12 protein-coding genes are annotated in these 17,632 nt (G+C 64.1%); 7 read left to right on the top strand and 5 right to left on the bottom strand.

The genetic code is table 11. From position 1 onward, the window contains the following. Positions 1–31: 31 nt before the first annotated feature. On the bottom strand, positions 32–3,385 hold the full coding sequence (locus tag IEW17_RS13995) for a DUF7948 domain-containing protein (RefSeq protein WP_188562675.1): 3,354 nt from the start codon (positions 3,383–3,385) through the stop codon (positions 32–34). Between the two features lie 166 nt (positions 3,386–3,551). Beyond that, positions 3,552–7,094 carry a DUF7948 domain-containing protein gene (locus IEW17_RS13990; protein ID WP_188562674.1) on the bottom strand — a complete coding sequence of 1,181 codons (3,543 nt, stop codon included), beginning with the start codon at positions 7,092–7,094 and terminating at the stop codon, positions 3,552–3,554. Positions 7,095–7,305: 211 nt separating this feature from the next. Here IEW17_RS13990 and IEW17_RS13985 point away from each other — a divergent pair, with 211 nt between their 5' ends. The 3 genes from IEW17_RS13985 (at position 7,306) to IEW17_RS13975 (ending at position 11,274) form a co-directional block, all read left to right on the top strand. Then, a complete protein-coding gene (locus tag IEW17_RS13985; RefSeq protein WP_188562673.1) occupies positions 7,306–8,484 on the top strand; it encodes an endonuclease/exonuclease/phosphatase family protein in 1,179 nt (392 codons plus the stop codon). 149 nt (positions 8,485–8,633) lie between these two features. Next, positions 8,634–10,124, top strand: coding sequence for a cysteine--tRNA ligase (cysS, locus tag IEW17_RS13980; protein ID WP_188562672.1), 1,491 nt, complete (start codon positions 8,634–8,636; stop codon positions 10,122–10,124). Between the two features lie 112 nt (positions 10,125–10,236). After that, positions 10,237–11,274 (top strand): M28 family peptidase, encoded by a 1,038-nt coding sequence (locus IEW17_RS13975; RefSeq protein WP_188562671.1) that lies wholly within the window; start codon positions 10,237–10,239, stop codon positions 11,272–11,274. A gap of 86 nt (positions 11,275–11,360) precedes the next feature. Here the strand turns inward: IEW17_RS13975 and IEW17_RS13970 are convergent, their stop codons facing one another. Further along, on the bottom strand, positions 11,361–12,263 hold the full coding sequence (locus IEW17_RS13970) for a S66 peptidase family protein (RefSeq protein WP_188562670.1): 903 nt from the start codon (positions 12,261–12,263) through the stop codon (positions 11,361–11,363). Between the two features lie 145 nt (positions 12,264–12,408). Between IEW17_RS13970 and IEW17_RS13965 the strand changes: the two genes are divergently transcribed. Further along, positions 12,409–12,585 carry a hypothetical protein gene (locus IEW17_RS13965; protein ID WP_188562669.1) on the top strand — a complete coding sequence of 59 codons (177 nt, stop codon included), beginning with the start codon at positions 12,409–12,411 and terminating at the stop codon, positions 12,583–12,585. Between the two features lie 127 nt (positions 12,586–12,712). On the opposite strand, the gene IEW17_RS13960 is transcribed toward IEW17_RS13965, so the two are convergent. Further along, positions 12,713–12,994 (bottom strand): LysM peptidoglycan-binding domain-containing protein, encoded by a 282-nt coding sequence (locus tag IEW17_RS13960; RefSeq protein ID WP_188562668.1) that lies wholly within the window; start codon positions 12,992–12,994, stop codon positions 12,713–12,715. Between the two features lie 194 nt (positions 12,995–13,188). Between IEW17_RS13960 and IEW17_RS13955 the strand changes: the two genes are divergently transcribed. The 3 genes from IEW17_RS13955 (at position 13,189) to IEW17_RS13945 (ending at position 16,325) form a co-directional block, all read left to right on the top strand. Continuing rightward, positions 13,189–13,608: a hypothetical protein gene (locus tag IEW17_RS13955; protein WP_188562667.1), complete on the top strand. Its 420-nt coding sequence runs from the start codon at positions 13,189–13,191 to the stop codon at positions 13,606–13,608. 154 nt (positions 13,609–13,762) lie between these two features. Next, on the top strand, positions 13,763–14,680 hold the full coding sequence (locus tag IEW17_RS13950) for an erythromycin esterase family protein (RefSeq protein ID WP_188562666.1): 918 nt from the start codon (positions 13,763–13,765) through the stop codon (positions 14,678–14,680). After that, complete coding sequence (locus IEW17_RS13945; RefSeq protein ID WP_188562665.1) at positions 14,670–16,325, top strand: carboxypeptidase-like regulatory domain-containing protein; 1,656 nt, start codon at positions 14,670–14,672, stop codon at positions 16,323–16,325. The genes IEW17_RS13950 and IEW17_RS13945 overlap by 11 nt, the downstream gene beginning before the upstream one ends. Before the next feature lie 194 nt (positions 16,326–16,519). Here the strand turns inward: IEW17_RS13945 and IEW17_RS13940 are convergent, their stop codons facing one another. Further along, positions 16,520–17,599 (bottom strand): lysylphosphatidylglycerol synthase transmembrane domain-containing protein, encoded by a 1,080-nt coding sequence (locus tag IEW17_RS13940; RefSeq protein ID WP_188562664.1) that lies wholly within the window; start codon positions 17,597–17,599, stop codon positions 16,520–16,522. Positions 17,600–17,632 lie beyond the last annotated feature (33 nt).

Genomic DNA, 17,632 nt, shown 5'->3' with positions numbered 1-17,632 from the left:
AATGACCCGCGCCCTTCTTCTCAAAAGCCCATTACCGCACCACTTCCACCCAGCCTTTCACCCGGTGGCCATCGGGGTAGGAGAGGAGATAGTAGTACACGCCATCGGGCTGGCCGACGGCGGCCCATTCGTCGTGATAAGTGGGCGAATCGAACACCTGCTGCCCCCAACGGGAAAATACCTGTAGGCGCGGGGTACAGTCGGGCCCAATTTTGAAAGTTGGGTTCTGGTCATCGCCGTTGGGCGTGATGATGTTGGGGATTTTGTGCTGCTTCACTTCCACCACCGGCGCGTTGGCCTGGGCTTCGCAGCGGCCGGAGTTGTAGCGCACCCGCACGCGGGGCTGGTAGGTGCCGGGTATGGTGTAGGTATGCGTGGGGCTGTTTTCCGTGGTTTGGCTGCCATCGCCAAAATCCCAGACCACCGCCAGGCTCGGCAGGCCGCTGATGCCACCCAGGCTGAAACGCACCGTGAGCGGAGCCAGGCGGGTTTCGGGACAAGCCACCGGCACCCAAGTCGGCAGTAAAACCGGCGTCGGGACTACTGTTATTTGCCGGGTAGCCGCGTTGCTGCCCCCGCAGCCCGCAGAGGTCACGGTGTAGGTTAGGGTGAGCGTGCCGGTAAAGTTGACGGGCGACGTGAACACAAAGCCCGTGGCCACGCTGCCGCTCACGCCAATTCCGCTGAAGGTGCCACCGGCCGGCGTGCCACGCAATGCAAATGACTGGCCTGCATTACTGCACAGCGTGGTGTCGGCCCCGGCCGTTACCGTCGGCACCACGGTCACGCGGCGGGTGTCCACGGTGGTGCACAGGCCGGTATTCACCACGGTGTAGGTAAGCACGTTCGTCCCCACCAAAGCCGCCGATGGCGTGAACACGAAGCCCGTGGCCACGCTGCCGCTCACGCCCGGCCCGGCCCACACGCCGCCCGCGGGGCTGCCCACCAGCGCCAGCGGGCCGGCCGATACGCACACCGTCTGGCCCGGTCCGGCGTTGGCAATGTTGGGCTGGAAGTTGAACACAAAAGCCGCATTGTTGCAGCCTGCCGCCGCTGGGGAGTTGCTGTTATTAACGGTAGAATAGGTGTTCGCACCGGGTGGAATGGGAAAGCCGGTGCGCGAAAAGCACGAGCACACCGCCTGGTACACCACGCCGCGCGGGTCGAAGCGCGAGGTGCCACCGTCCACGTGCTCGCCCCCGCTGTTGGGGTCGGGGTTGCCGTAATACGTGCCGTAGGTGAGGGCCGTGAGGCCGGCCGAGAACTGCGCCAGGTAGAAGTCGCTGCCATCGGTGACGGACTGGGCCGCGTCGGTGGTGAGGGGCAGGCGGTCGGTGCTGCCGTTGCCACTTAGGTAGGGCGAAGAGGCGATGGCCCCGCCGGTCCAGCCGTTCACTTGCCCGCCCCAGCCGCACACGTACACCCGGTCGCAGCGGTCGACGAGGAAGGCGGTGGGGTCGAGGGCCACCCGGCCGGCATTGGCCGGGTCGGTGCTGCCGAAGGCGGTGGCCAGCAGGCTCTGGCCCAGGTTGGCATCCAGCTTCTGAATAAACTGGGTGCCGCCCGGCGTGCTAAACAAGCCGAGCGTGGCCGGAAACTGCCCCAGCGTCTGGCCCAGCAGGTACACGCCGCCATCGGTGCCGAGCTGCAGGAAATACGCCTGGTCGTAGGCGGCCGTGCCCACGTAGCTGGCCCGCAGCAGCGCCGTGCCATTGGCCGCGATGCGCACCGCAAAGCCGTCCACGTTGCCGGGCCGGGTGGTGCGGTAGGCCCCGGTAGTCACCGGAAAGTTGGCGCTGAGCGTACCGCCGGCCACGTACACGTCCCCGCTAGTAGGTTCTATCTGAATGGAATACGCGGCATCGGCCCCGGAGCCGCCCAAGTAGCTGCCCCAGTTCAGGGCCGTGAGGCCAGGCGTGAGCTTGCACACCACTCCGTCGGAAGTACCGCCCCGGTAGGCGCTGGCAAAGCCCCGCGCCACCGGAAAATTGGCCGAAGTCGTGTGCGAGGCGATGTACACGTTATCGGCCGCGTCCACCAGAATGTCGCCCCGAAACGGGTCGCCGTAGTTGTGGGGTAGTTGCGGCGTGGGGCTAGACGACGACAGGTTGGGGTCGAGCGGCAGCAGGCCGTCATTGCCGGAGCCGCCCAGGTAGGTCGAGCCCACCAGCGCCGCGCCGTTGGCCGCCAGCCGCGTAATCACCAGGTCCGAGCCGTTGGGCGAGTCGTAGGGCGCGCCGTAGCCGAGCGGAGCCGTGCCGCTGCCACCCCCGAACGTGCGCTGCAAAGCGCCGGCCGAAGTGGGGTAATTGAGCGAGCCCGACGAGCCCAGCACCAGCAGTTCACCCTGATTATTGACCACCAGGCTGTGCGGAAAATCGGCGCTGCCGCCGCCCAGGTAGGTGGCCCACACCCGCGCCGCCGGCCCGTTCGCGCTGGTGTTGTACTTGATAATGGCGATGTCAATCAGCGCTGCAAAGGACGTTTGAAACGCGCCCGGGCTGACGGGGTAGCCGGGCCCGAACGCAATGCCGCCCGAGTAGAGGTTGCCCTGCGCATCGTACGTCGCCGTGAACCCCCAGTTGTCGGCCACCGAGCCGGAGTAGGTCGAAAACACCACCACCGGGTCGATGGTGAGCGGCCGGGTGGTATCGTACTTACCCAGCGCGAAATGCACCAGCTTGCCCGTCAGCACGTAGCGGCAGGCCACGGGCTGGCGCTGGCCGGCGGCCGTGGCCTGCCAGGCTACGGGCGCGCGCTCCGTCACGGTGCCCACGCTGGTGCCCACCAGCAGGTTGCCGGCCGCGTCCACGGCCAGGCTTTCGGCCCCGTCGTGCCGCAGGCCGATGGCGGCCGGGTTGGCCCCGGGCGCCAGCTCAAAGTCGTATTCCAGGTGCTGGTCGGCGCTTTCGTACACGCGGGCCTGCACGCCGGGCCACAAGCCGGCGTAGTGCAGCGTGCGGAAGCTGCGCACATCGGCGGCCCAGCGCCGTGCGTCGTTGCCCAGGAAATAGCTGCGGTGCTCGGCAGTGGGCGTTTCGGCCGTGATGGTGGCCGGCCGGGCTCCCTCAAAGTGCAGGGTGAAGGCGTGGCCGCGCACGGCCTGCGCGGGCGGGGGCATGCCGGGGCGGGGGCGGCCCTGGTGGCCGGTTTGGGCCGGCCCGCCGTTGGCCAGCAGGGCAAAGGTCAGCCCGTCGCTTTCGGCAAAAAGCCGGCCGCCGGGCAACGGGGCCATGTAGCGGGCGGGCGTATCCCACTGGCCTTTGTTCTCAATAAATTCGAGGGTGTGATTGGCTGGCCTGGGGTGCTCACTGGCTTGGGCAAAGGCACGGGGAATAACCAGCAGCAATAGTGCGGTGGCCAGGTAGGGTAGGGGTAGCTTCATCGGAATAGTGGAAAGAAATCAGAGCAACGCAAAATACCATCGAGTGAGTTGAATTACGGCTCAATCAACGGATTCATAAAAGACACAGAGCCCCGAAAGCCCGTCGAGCCGCGCAGAGGAGCGCCCGACGAGCTTTCTGAGGCTAGCTGAATAGTCTATTCACCCGTTAGCGGCGCACCTCCACCCAGCCCTTCACGCGGCGGTCGTCGGCATCGCGCAGCAGGTAATAGTAAATACCATCGGCCAGGCCCGCGGCGTCCCAGTTGTTGTGGTAGTCATCGGTCTGGTACACGCGCTGGCCCCAGCGCGAATACACTTCCAGCGAAGCCGGGCGGCAGCTGAAGCGTGGCTGAAAAGTCTGGTTGTCGGCATCGCCGTTGGGCGTAATGATGTTGGGTACGAAAACTTCCCCCACTTCAATCGGGGCAAAGCCCGTCACCACTTCGCAGTTGGCATAGCGGGCCGTAAGCTGAATGCGGTAGGAGCCCGGCCGCTCGTAGCGGTGCGTGGGCGTAGCCAACTCGCTGATGGGGCTGCCGTCGCCAAAATCCCAGCGGTAGGTGGCCGTTGGGCTCAGCAGTACGGGCGTGAGCGGGCAGTCGAAGGGCGCTAGGCCGGCGTACTGCGGGGCGGCGGCGCACACGGGCAGGTTCAGGCCCACGTTTTGGTTGGAGGTGGGGGCCAGCGTGACGGTGCGCGTGGCGGTGGCCTGGCAGGGGCCCTGGTTCACGGTGTAGGTGAGAGAGAAAAGCCCGCCGCGGTTATTGGTGTTCGGGGGCGTGAAAAAGCCGCCAAGCGTCACGCCCGTCCCGCTCCAGGTGCCGCCGGCCGGCGCGAAGCCGCGCAGCTGAAACGGCTGCCGCAGGTCGGCGCAAAGCGTGGTATCTCTTCCGGCCCGGAGGGTGGGCGGGCGGCCCACCGTCACCTGCTGGCTGATGGTGCCGCAGCCCAGGGAGTCGGACACGGAGTAGGTGAGCGTGTGCACGCCCGCGCCGGCCGCGGCCGGGTCGAAACGCCCCCCCGCCACGCCGGGGCCAGCAAACGTGCCCCCCGCCGGTGTAGCCGCCAGCGTCACAGCCCCCAGCGTGGTGCATTGCGGCGATACCGGCGCAAATACCGGCACCACGGGCGGGGCCACCACGTAGCGCACGGCCTTGGTGCTCTGGCAGGTGCCGGTGGCCGCCACCGTGTAGCTTAGCCCGTACTGGCCCGGGCCCACGGCGGCGGGCACAAAGCGGTAGCCCCCGCCCGCCACGGCCTGCACGCCCGGCCCGGCCCACACGCCGCCCGCCGGGCTGCCGCCCAGCGTTATGGGTCCGCCGTCCACGCACACAAAGCGGCGGGGGCCGGGGTCGGCAATTATCATCTCAAAATTCATTTTGAAGGCCCCGTTGTTGCAGTTCGAGCTGCCGTTGCGGGTGGTGTAGGTGCCCGCGCCCGGCGGAACGGGGAAGCCTTGCGAGTTGCAGCTGGCGCACACGGCCTGGTAGGCCACGCCGCGCTTGTCGAAGCGTGAGGTGCCGCCGTCCACGTGTTCGGGGCCGCCGCCGTTTTGCCCGAAAAAGGTGGCGTACTCCAGGGTTCTCATGCCGGCTCCAAACTGGGCCAGGTAGAAATCGGAGCCGTCGGTGGTGCGCTGCAGGGCGGAAGCCGTCACGGGCAAGCCGTTGGTGGTGCCCCCCAGCCACTGCCCGTTCAGGTAGTTGTCCTGCCCGCCCCAGCCGCTCACGTACACCCGCTCGCAGTCGTCGACCAGGAAAGCGGTGGGTACCAGGTTGGGGCCGTTGTTGGCCCCGCCCCGCTGGCCAAAAGCCGTATTGTATAGGCTGGCGGTCAGGTCCGGGTTCAGCTTCTGAATAAACTGTGGGCCGCTCGCGTTGCCGTACAGGCCGGGCGTGATGGGTAGCGTGCCCAGCGTCTGACCCAGCAGATAGGCGTTGCCGGTCGCATCGAGCTGCAGAAACTGGGCCTGGTCGTAGGCGCTGGTGCCGAGGAAGGTGGCGCGTTCCAGCGTGCGGCCGTCGGCGCTGATGCGGGCCGCGAAGCCGTCGGTGCTGCCGCCCTGGTAGCTGGTGCGGTAGGCCCCGGCCGTGGCCGGAAAATTGGTCGACATGGTGCCGCCGCACACGTACACCCGGCCCTGCGCATCGCGCTGCACCGAGTAGGCCGCCTCCCCGCTATTCCCGCCGAGCAGGCCCGCCCAGGTCACGGCATTCAGGGCCGGGGCCAGTTTGCACACCAGGGCATCGGAAGCGCCGCCCCGGTACGTGCCGTTGAAGCCCAGCCCCACGCCGGGGAAGTTATTGGAGCTGGTAGCCGCCGCGACGTACACATTGCCCGAGTTATCGAGCAGCACGTCGCTGCGAAACGGGTCGCCGTAGTTGGCCGAGATGGCATCGGGCTGCGTCAGTACGCCGTCGTTGCCAGCGCCGCCCAGGTAGGTGCTGGCCAGCAGGGCGCTGCCGTTGGCGCTGAAGCGGCTCACTATCAAGTCCGAGCCGTTGGGCATGAGGTAGTAGCTCGGGCTGCCGACGCCCACCCGAAACGGATTCAGGGCCGAGCCGCCCCCAAAATTGCGCTGCACCGCGCCGGTCGTGGTGGGGTAGTTGAGCGATGAGGTGCTGCCCATCACCACCAGCTCATTCTGCGCGTTCACCTCCAGGCTGTGCGGAAAGTCGGCCTCGTTGCCGCCCAGGTAGGTGGCCCACACCCGCGCCGCCGCGCCGGTAGTCGCGGTGTTGTATTTGATAAGGGCAATGTCGACCAAGCTGCTGAAGGTGGTGCGAAAAGCGCCTGGCGTGGCCGGAAAAGAGCCCCCCGTATTGAACGCAATACCCCCCGAATACATGTTGCCCGCCTCGTCGTAAGTCGCCGTGAACCCCCAGTTATCGGCCGTCGAGCCGGTTAGGGTCGAGAACTGCACGGTGGGGTCGATGGTGAGCGCCCGCGACTTATCGTAAGTCCCCAGCGCGAAGCTGATGGTGTTGCCCCGCAGCACGTAGCGGCAGGCCACGGGCTGGCGCTGGCCGCCGGCCGAGAGCTGCCAGGCCTGCGGGGCCAGCTCCGTGGTAGTGCCCACCGTGGTTTTGATGACGAGGTTGCCGGCTGCGTCCAGGGCCAGGGCGGCGGCTCCGTCGTAGCGCAGGGCCACGCGGGCGGGGTTGGCGCGGGGGGCCAGCAGCACGTCGTATTCCAGGTGCTGGGTGGCGTTTTCGTACAGCGTCAGGGCTATGCCCGGCCAGAGCTCTTCGTAGCGCAGCTGGCGGAAAGCCCCCACGTGGCTGGCCCAGCGGGTTTCGTCCTTGCCCACAAAGTAGTTGCGTTCGCCGGCCGTGGGCACGCTGGCCGTGAGGCGGGCGCGGGCACTGGCTTTCTCAAAATGCACGGTGTAGGCGTGGCCCGCAATGCCTTCGGCTTGGGCGGCCGGGCTGGTGGCTGGGGCCGCGCCGCCGTGGTGGTGGCGGAGCGCGGCGGGGTCCAGAAAGCTATACGTGAGGGCATCGGCCTGCACAAACAGGCAGCCGGCGGGCAGGGCCGCTTCGTAGCGCACCCGGCTATCCCACTGGCCTTTGTTTTGAATGAATTCCAGGCTGGGCGAGCGGGGCACCACGGTGGCTGGCCGCGCCGCCTGCGCGGAAATGGCCAGTAGCGCCAAGCCGGGCAGCAGCGTCAGCCAAGGCCGGTATAATGAGCGGAAACGTGTAGACATACGAAGGCCGGGAAAGCAGAAATAGGTGGAAAGACGAACTGCTGAAAGAGCCCGCAGGCTGGCAAAAAGCCCCAAGGCGAACGAAGTTACGGGTCCACAAAAATCAAACCACGCCCCTCGCCAAATCCGCTGACTTTAAAGATAAATAAACCCGGTCCGCCGTGGCCTCACCGCCGTGCCGCTACCTTTGCGCTTCCCCCTTGCTTGTGTTGTGCGCCGCTCTTTTGCCTTTAAAATCACGTTGCTGACCCTGGCCTGGCTGCTGCTGGCCATTGCTTGCCAGCAGGTGCCGGCCAAGGTATTCTGGCCCGTGGTGTTTGGGGCGCTCACCACGCCGGTAGCCTTGGGGTGCACGGCGCTGCTGGCTCTATACTGGCTGCGCCGCAACTGGCGGGTGGCCCTGCTGCCCGTGGTGGCGCTGGCCCTGACGTGGCCGCAGGTGCAGCGCGGGCTGGCCCTGCATGCCCCGATTGGTGAGAAAGTCAGAACAAAGAATCAGGAATTGGGCGGTGGCAAAACGCTTCGTTCCACATTTTTTGCTTCTCCTCCGAACACGGTGAGCCTGTTATCGGCCAATGTGCGCATTTTCAACGTGTACGCCCAGCTGCGCGACCCTGATTTTGCCTCATCCACTGGCTTTATCCGCTGGCTGGCCGAGAGCCCGGCCGACGTGCTCTGCCTGCAGGAATACTATAACGAGCCGGGCGGTTCGAAAGAAGACGGCAGCGTGTTCCGGTCCGAGCGCGCCCTGGGCCGGGCCAACGGCCGCCACTCCTTCGTGTCCACCACGCTCACCAACGCCATCGGGGCCGAGTTCGGGATGGCCATTTTCTCGCGCTTCGTGATTGTGCGGCGCGGCGTGATTCCCTTCGGCAAGCTCTCGCAGAACCACGCCATGTGGGCCGACCTGGCCCGCCCCGCCGCCCGCACCGGCCGCAGCCGCCCCGACACCATCCGGGTGTTCAACCTGCACCTGCAAAGCATGTCCATGGCCGATGCCGACATTGCCATGGCCACCGAAAGCCGCGCCGGCCTCCGTCAGAAAGCCCCCAACCTACTGCGCCGCTTCCGCAACGGGGCCGTGGCCCGGGGCGCGCAGGTCGATACCGTGCTGGCCCGCATCGCCCGCTCGCCCTACCCCGTGCTGCTGGCCGGCGACCTCAACGACCTACCCTACTCCTACACCTACGACCAGCTGGCCGACGAGCTCCAGAACGCCTGGGCTACCGTGGGCCTGGGCCCCGGCTTCACCTACAATGGCCGCCTGCCCGGCCTGCGCATCGACCAGCAGTTTGCCGGCCCGCAGTGGCAGGTGCGCGGCTGCCGGGTGCATCGGGAAATCAATTGGAGCGACCATTTCCCCGTCGAAGCAGTTTATCGGCTCCGGTAGGGGCGGGGTAGCGCCCTGCGGCGGATGAAACTTGAGCCGCTCAATTAGTGCTTCGGGCTGAAACATCTTGCTGCGCTGACCCAAACACCCAAATGTTTTGTTGGGCCGGGCCAGCCGCCGCACGCCGCCCGGCCCGCTACCTTTGCAGCATGTCGCTCACGCTCTACAACACGCTTACCCGCAAGAAAGAAGAATTCCAGCCCGTGCACCCGCCCCAGGTGGGCGTGTACCTGTGCGGCCCGACCGTGTATAGCGAGGCGCACCTGGGCAATGCCCGGGGCCCGGTGGTGTTCGATGTGCTCACGCGCTACCTGCGCCACCTGGGCTACCAGGTGCGCTACGTGCGCAACGTGACCGATGTGGGCCACCTCGAAAACGACGCCGACACCGGCGAGGACAAGATGGAGAAAGCCGCCCGCGCGGCCCGCATCGAGCCCATGCAGGTGGCCCAGCACTTCGTGAACCGCTACCGCCAGCACATGCTGGCCCTGGGTTGCCTGCCGCCCGACATCGAGCCCCAGGCCAGCGGCCACATCATCGAGCAGCTGCAGGTGATTGAGGAAATCATCGCCAACGGCCTGGCCTACGAGGTCAACGGCTCGGTGTATTTCGACGTGCCCAAGTACAATGAAACCCAGCGCTACGGCAAGCTCTCGAACCGCAGCATTGAGGACCAGCTGGCCGGCACCCGCACCAACCTGGAGGGCCAGCGCGAAAAGCGCAGCCCGCTGGACTTTGCGCTTTGGAAGCAGGCCTCGCCCGAGCACATTATGCGCTGGCCTTCGCCCTGGGGCGAGGGCTTCCCCGGCTGGCACCTGGAGTGCTCGGCCATGAGCCGCAAGTACCTCGGCGACCTGTCCGACATCCACGGCGGCGGTTTGGACCTCATGTTTCCGCACCACGAGTGCGAAATTGCGCAGAGCCAGGGCAGCCACGCCCACACCGACGAGGCGCGCATCTGGATGCACAACAACATGATAACCGTGAACGGCACCAAGATGAGCAAGAGCCTGGGCAACTTCGTGCTGCTGGGCGATATGTTCGCGGGACCCACCGGCCCGCTGGCGTACGGCTACTCGCCTATGGTGGTGCGCTTCTTTCTGATGCAGGCCCACTACCGCTCGCCCGTGGACGTGAGCGACGACGCCCTGCAAGCCGCCCGCAAAGGCTACCGCAAGCTGATGAACGGCCTGCGCCTGCTCGACAAGCTGGTGGCCAGCGCCGCCGCCTCGGCCGGCACGCCCGAAGCCGACGCCCAGCTCCTGACCCTGGCTGCCAAGCCCGCCGAGTTCCTCAACGACGACCTGAACACGCCCCGCGCCCTGGCCGCCCTCTTCGACCTGCTCAAGCGCTTCAATACGTTGGTGGCTACCCCGGCCGCCCTGGCCGAAGTAGGCGCCGAGGCCCTGGCCACCGCCACCGCCCGCTACCGCACCTTCGTGCAGGACGTGCTGGGCCTGCACGACGAGCCCCGCGCCAACGCCGAGCAGCTGCTGGAGCTCACGCTGGGCTTCTATTCCGAAGCCAAAGCCGACAAAGCCTACGACAAGGTCGACGTTATCCGGGCCGCCCTCAAAAGCCAGGGCATCGTGATAAAAGACACCAAGGCCGGCGTGGAGTGGGCCTACAGCGAGGAGTAACTTGCTGTTATTTATTTCCGACAAAATCAGCCACAAACGCTAGGCTCCCCCTCTCCACGGGAGAGGGGGCCGGGGGGTGAGGTTCACCCTTCCGCGCCGCATTTACCGCCGCATGAACTTCCGCTCCTTCCGCCTGCCCCTCGCCGCGCTCACCGGCCTCCTCTTCCTCACCGGCTGCCCGGATAAAAAGTCCGCCGAAACTGCTGACAGCGGTACGCCGGCCGCGTCGGCCTTGCCCAGGGCTCCGGTCTTCAACGCTGATTCTGCCTACGCCTTTACGGCCAAGCAAGTAGCGTTTGGCCCGCGTGTGCCCAATTCCAAGGCGCACGTTGCCACCGGAAACTGGTTGGTGGCCAAACTGAAAGGCTACGGCCTGAAGGTGATGGAGCAGCCCTTCGAGGCCATGACGTTTGACGGCACCAACATCCGCGCCCGCAACATCATCGCGCAGTACCAGCCCACGGCGGCCCGCCGGGTAGCCATCTTCGGCCACTGGGACACCCGGCCGTTTGCCGACGATGAAAAGGACCCCAAAAAGAAAAATGCCCCCATGGACGGCGCTTCCGACGGGGCCAGCGCCGTAGCCGTGGCCCTGGAAATGGCCCGCGTGCTCAGCCAGCAGCCCGACTCGCTGGCCCCCAACGTGGGCGTCGACTTCATTTTCTTCGATGCCGAAGACTGGGGCCATGACGACACGACGCAGGCCGACCTCAAGAATCAGCTCGACGGCAGCGGCACCGATTCGTGGTGCCTGGGCTCGCAGTATTGGGCCAAAAATCTGCTGCCTGCTAACTATAAGGCCGAATACGGCGTGCTGCTCGATATGGTAGGGGCCAAGGGCGGCACCTTCACCCGCGAAGGTCTTTCGCGTTCGAACGCCCGCGGCCCGCTCGACAAAATCTGGAACACGGCCACCCGACTGGGCTACAGTGACTTTTTTCTGTACAAAGACACTGATAGCATCACCGATGACCATGTGTACACCAATCAGGCTGGTATTCCCACCCTCGACATCTACGACCACCCCACTTACGGTACCAGTTTCTTCCCGGCCTACCACCACGCCACCACCGACAACATGAGCATCATTGACCGCAAAACGCTGAAAGCCGTGGGTCAGACCATGGTGCAGTCGCTGTACGTGGAGTAGGTTTCATTCCTACTTGCGGGCTTATCAAAAGAGGCTGATGGAGCAATCCATCGGCCTCTTTTGATAAGCCCGCAAACCCGGGTTATTTAGTTCAGAAGCGCGCCGCTGCCGTCCACGGCCAGCCGCACGGTTTGGCCCACTACCAACGCCACGTTTTCCGCCTCGTGGCCGATGGGGAAGCCGTAGGCCACCGGAAAATCGTATAGCCGGGCGTAGGAATCGATGATTTCCGCCGTCGTGGTGCCGAAGGGAATGGTGTTGTCGCGCATATCGGAGAAGTGGCCCACCACCAGCCCGGCCAGGCCCGCCAACTGCCCGCTACGGTGCAGGTGCAGCATCATGCGGTCGATGTGGTAGAGGTATTCGTCCAGGTCTTCGAGAAATAAAATCCGGCCCGCGAAGCTGGCCTGTGAGGCCGTGCTCGTAATGGTGTGCAGCAAGCTCAGGTTGCCGCCCACCAGCGCGCCGGTGGCCGTGCCGGGCCGGTTGAGTGGGTGCGCGGGCGCTTCAATGAGCTGTGCAGCTTCGCCAAATAGTGCCCGCCGCAGGCTTTCCAACGCCATTTCGCCGCCCGCTTGGTGGAACAGCACCGGCATCACGCCGTGAATGCTGGCGTGGCCCAGGGCCAGCAGGTGGGTATTGAGCACCGTAATATCAGAGAAGCCGGCGACCCACTTGGGATGGGCACTGAAGCCAGTGAAATCGAGGCCGTCCACGATGCGGGCGGTGCCGTAGCCGCCCCGAGCGCACAGGATGGCCCGGATGCTGGGGTCGTCGAGCTGCTGCTGGAAGTCGCGGCGGCGCAAGGTGTCGTCGCCCGCAAACTGGTGGTGGTCGCCGGCAATGCTTTCGCCCAGCACCACTTCCAGGCCCCAGGCAGTGAGGGTTTCGATGGCGGGAGCCAGCTCGGCGGCGCTGATTTTGCGGGCGGGGCTGACCAGGGCCACGCGCTGGCCGGCGCGCAAAGCGGGCGGAAATTGAATCGACATAAAGGGAAGCGACAAAACGGGACTGCAAATAACGCAGGCCGTAACTCCAGAAGCGCAGCTCCGGGGAGTCCGTCCTGCCGGTTTTGCGTCAGTTAGAAAGTCGGATTCCTCGTTGCGGCCCGCTATTTTCCTTTCCGCGTCATTTATGAAAACAGCTTTTCTCCTGCTTGCTGGCCTGCTGATGCGGGGCCTGCAACCTGCTACGGCCCAAATTGACACCACCAATGCTCGTTACTGCCGGCCCGTTTTCCCAACCATGACCGTGACGCCGAACATGCCCTACACTCCCCGTACGTGGCCCAAGCGCGTAGCTGGTTGGTAAGCCAGGCCAGCGCCTTTGCTACACTCGATACGGCAGTCTTTGCGCGGCTAAATCCGACCCGTCCAGACGCAAAAAAGCCACCCCGAAACAGAGTGGCTTTTCTCACCTTTTTTCTGCAAAAAAGTACCTAGAGACTAGGTAGGGTCAACACCTGGCCCACTTCAATGAAGTCAGGGTTGTTGCCGATGAGGACCTTGTTGGCCTCGTATATCTGGTGCCACTTGGCGGCGTCGCCGTAGTGGTGCTTGGCTATTTTTGAGAGGGAATCCCCACTGACTACGGTATACGAGTCGCCAGCGGTTTCCGGTTTGGCGCTACCGAAGAAATCGGTGCCACCAGCCGCGGGCTTGGCTGCGGGCTCTACGGGCTTTTGCTCGCCTTTGTCGCTAATAAAATCGAAGAGTCCCATGGATTCGCTAAAGTTAAAGAGTCAGATGAGAAATGAATGCCGCCGAAAACGCTATTTAGCGGCCCGGCCGGGTTGCTATACGGACAAGTACAGGCGAGGTTTCGTTGTAAACTCTTTTGCGTCCGGGCCGTAAGCCGACGGGTCCGCACTCTGCGCGCCGCCGTTCCGTTCCTTCACCATTACCCCTTGCGCTCATGAAACTCCAGTCCCTTTTCCCGTTCCGTTACTTTGCCAGCCTGCTGCTGCTTGTGTCGCTGTTTGCCGCTTCGTGCAGCAACGACAAAGGCAAAGTGGAAGGCGTGAACATGCTGTACGGCGCCGATAGCAAGGTGTGGAAAACGCACAAAGAAACCGACACCGCCGGCGACAAAGTGAAGCAGACCGATGCCCAGAAGCAGGAGGAGCTGCGCATTTTCGCCAACGGCACCTACAACATGACGGGCACGGACGGCGCAGTATCAGGCAAGTACACGTTCGACCAGGCTGGTAAAACCATCACCCTAATTCCCGACGTGGGCACCACCAGCAACACCTTCGCCGTGGAAACCCTCACCGACGACAAGCTCACGCTGAAGTCGGCCGACGGCGCGGCCCTGATGCTCGAAGCTCAGTAATCCAGGAATCAGTATTTTTGAAAGGCTCCGAACCACTCTGGTTCGGAGCCTTTTTTTGTGGTTCGTGTCTGGTTTCAGAAATGGTAAATAGCGGTAGCTTGCGGCTTCAAACAGCCTGCCAGAGCAGGTTTTCTTTCGATTCCTGCCACCGCTTATGCTGCCTGGCCTCAAAGCCCGACTTGTTATTTTATTGATGGGCGGCCTGCTGAGCCCGGCCCGCGCCCAAACGCCGGCCCCGCTGCCAACGCACGCCGTGCGCAGCATCGCGGCCACCGATACTGACTTTCGGGACCTGGAATTTCTGGCCCGGGAAATTGGCTCGGCGCGGGTGGTGATGCTGGGCGAACCCAGCCACGGCGAAGGCAACGTGTTTGAGGCGAAAATCCGACTGATGCGCTTTTTGCAGCAGCGGATGGGGTTCACTACAGTGGCGTTTGAGAGCGGATTCTACGATTTGCACAAAGCCCAGCAGGAGCTGGAGGCGGGCAAGTCGACGCAGGAAGCGCTGGTCAACAGCGTGTTTCCCATCTGGACGGGGGCGCAGGAGTTTCAAGCCGTGCTGCCGCTCATCGGCAAAGGCAAGCTGCGCGTGGCCGGCTTCGACCCGCAGCTGACCGGCGAGTACAGCGGCGATTTGGTGGACGAGCTGCAGGCGTTTTTGGCCGTTGAAAAGGGCGATATGGCGCTGAATTACGACTATTTGGATGAAGTCATCAGCTTCATGGGCGAGCATCATACTTTTCTGCCCACCGCCAAGCTGGCCGATTTTGAGCAGGAGTTGGGCAAGGCTGCGCGCCTCACCGACAAGGCTGCCGCCGGCTCCGCGCCCAAGCGCCGCGCCGAAGCCGCGTTCTGGCAGCAGTGCCTGCGCAGCCTGCTGGCCCAGGCCCGCAACTACGCCATCAACGACCCGGGCGGTAAAAGCGAAACCGAGTTCAAGGCCAAAGACAGTAACCCGCGCGATGCCGGCATGGCCGATAACCTGCTATGGTACCTGAAGCAGCACCCCCAGGAAAAGGTGATTTGCTGGGCCGCCCTGCCGCACCTGGCTAACAAAGGAGGTGCTGGATGATGCCGAGATGAAGGACTACCGGCCGATGGGCCGCGCCGTAAAAGCGGCGTTGGGTGCCGACCAAGTGTATATTCTCGGCACGCTGGGCGGCAGCGGCACCTACGGCTTTATGTTTCAGGAGCCCAAGCCGGTGCCCGCGCCCGCCACCGGCTCGCTCGAAGCCGAGCTGCTGGCCCAGCCCGCCGACTACGCCTTTGTGAGCCTGAAGCACGACGCGCCGGGTCGGCGGCTGACGACCTATGCCTTCGATTACAGGCCCTTCGCCGGCCCGTGGAGCGAGGTAGTGGATGGGTTTCTGTTTTTGCGGAGTGTGAATCCGCCACACTGGGCCACGGCCGGCGGGGAAGTACGTCCGGTCACCGCCGACACGGCGGCCGTGGCCCGCACCGCGCCCAGCGTGCTCAACCCCGCCACCCGCCCGCAACGGGTGCGTACGGGAGTGGCGGCGGCGGCCGGAACTACCGTGCGCGGCGTGGTGCTCGACAAGAAAACCGGCCGTCCCGTGCCTTACGCCTCGGTATCGGTGCCGGGCCAGGGCGTGGGCACGGTGGCTGATGGCGCGGGTCGGTTCTCGCTGTCCGGTGCCGGGCTGGGCGTGGTGCAAATCAGCAGTGTGGGCTACGCCACTGTGAGCGTGAGGCCTGACGCAGGTGGCGCGCCGCTCACGGTGCGGCTGGTGCCGGCGGCATACGAGCTGCAAAGCGTGCAGGTGCGCGGCGAGAGTCTGGACCCGCGCAAGATTATGAAAAAAGTACTGGCGGCGCTGCCCAAGAATTACGAGCAGGCAGATTACTTGGCGGAGGTGTACACCCACCGCCGGTTGAGCAATTTCGATACGCTGCGCTATGAGGCGGAATACGTGAGCCAGGTGTTTGAGCCGGCCGGTCACCGCGACTTCAATGGCGGCTTTCTGATGATGGGGCCAATGGAGCAGCACCGTGTGCGGGAGGCGCGGGTGCTGCTTCAACCGAAAAAGACTATGCGCTATCGCGACCTGATGGTTGGTGGCCAGGGTTTTGTTTCGGCGGCGGCCGACCCGGTGCGGATATCGCCACTCTTCAAAACGGGCCGGTGGCGCAAGTACGATTTGCATCTCGACAGCGTGCAGCAAGCGGGTGCGGAGACTATTTACGTCATCCGCTTCGCCGTCAAACGCGCTACCCACCGAAGTACGGGTTCTTCACTGACATCGAGCTATTCGGGCCGGTTTTATGTGCAGCAGCGCGATTACGCCGTGGTGCGCTACGAGGCGCTGTGGCAAACCGACACCGTGACCTACAACGCGGTGGCGCACAAATACATGGGGCGGCATAATAGAATTTCGGCTTTGTACAACACTATTTATACCGACAGCCGCACCGACCACACGGTTTGCTACGCGCGGTCAGCGAATGGGCGCTACCACGTGGCCAGCAGCGTTGCGCAGGGGGTGAAAGCAGGTCGGATTCTGGGCCAGGCACCCTACCATCACCAAACGCTGTGCGAGGAATATTTTACGGCGCTGCCCGCAACTACTCCGCTCCTGCCCCTGAACCCAAAATTAGACCCGCGCATGGCAGAAAGCGAGATATTCCAGCTACTGCAATACCCCGACCACCACCCCGAATTCTGGCAAACATATCAGCGGCCGACTGCCGGACAATAAGTTACACTCGTTGCAAATCACTTCGTGACGGGAGTCAAAAGTTAAGGAGCTGTTTGAGTTAATAAAACGGTCATGCTGAGCTTGTCGAAGCATCTCTACCGCTTCGTTGCACCGGCCCAAGCGAAGCGGTAGAGATGCTTCGACAAGCTCAGCATGACCGTTTCAGAATGATTTTAGCTAACTCAAACGGCTTCTTAGCTTTTAACTCCCTTCCGAAATACCCGCGCCACCCAGCGCGGCAAAAACACGCTGCCCAGCACCAGGTACAGGTAGTACGTGACCACCCGATAGAGCAGTACCATGAAGCTGGTGAGCGTGGCCGTGCCGATAAACTTGCCGAAAAACGTGGGAAACGCGCCCTCCACAATGCCCGCGCCGCCGGGCGTGATAGCCAGCAGCAGCAGTACTTTGTAGGTGAGGTTGCGGGCGAAAATGAACAGGAACGTGTCGGTATCCATTGGCACGAAGGCGGCAATGAGGCAGCCGATGACCAGGTAGCGGGCCGTCCAGACGAAGAACGTGCTGGCTGCGGCGCGCCACCAGTAAATGAATGGGTTGCCGCGCAGCTGCACCGAGGCATCCATCATTTCCTGGCCGTGCTGGTAGGCCCGGCGCTGCCCGCGCCGCAACAGCCGCCACGAAAACAGCCGCACCAATAGCCGCCGCACCGACCGGGGATTGACGAAAATGGCGTAGAGCATCAGCCCGGCGTAGGCCGAAACAAAGACGTAGCTAATCACAAACGCCACCCGCAGCGTGGCAATGAAGCCGCCCTGCAAGGCTTCGTGCGGGTAGAGCCCGGCCCCCGCAATGAGCACCACCAGCGGCACCATGATGACGTAGTACAGGTTGTCCATCAGGGCCGTAACCATGACATAGGCCATGGACTTACCCAGCGTGATGCCTTCTTTGTTCAGAATAAACGACGCCACCGCCGTGCCGCCCACCGCCGAGGGCAGCACGCAGGAGGCAAACTCCCAAATCATAATCACGTCGAGGCTCTGGCGGTAGTTCAGCTCGCGCTCGGCAATGTTCCGGATGCGGTAGATGTAGCCAAAATCGCGGGCCAGCAGCACCAGCAGCGTAATGAGCAGCCACTCCCATTTGGCGTGGGCCAGCGGAGCCAGGCCGCCCGGCTTGTAGCTGCGCCAAAACATGAAGCCCACCACGCTCAGCCCGATAACGACGGGCAGAATGAGCCGCGAAGGCTGCAGCCGCTGCAAAAAATGCGCATCGTCGTCGTCAGGCAGGTTGGGGAACGTCTTATCGGGCATCGTGAACAGGGGAGTGGCTAAACAAAAGTAGGG

Origin of the sequence: Hymenobacter frigidus, assembly GCF_014640435.1 — a bacterium.
In the GTDB taxonomy this organism is placed as follows: Bacteria; Bacteroidota; Bacteroidia; order Cytophagales; family Hymenobacteraceae; genus Hymenobacter; species Hymenobacter frigidus.
The sequence above is the reverse complement of the archived record's forward strand: the minus strand, read 5'-3'. Positions and strand labels throughout refer to the sequence as shown.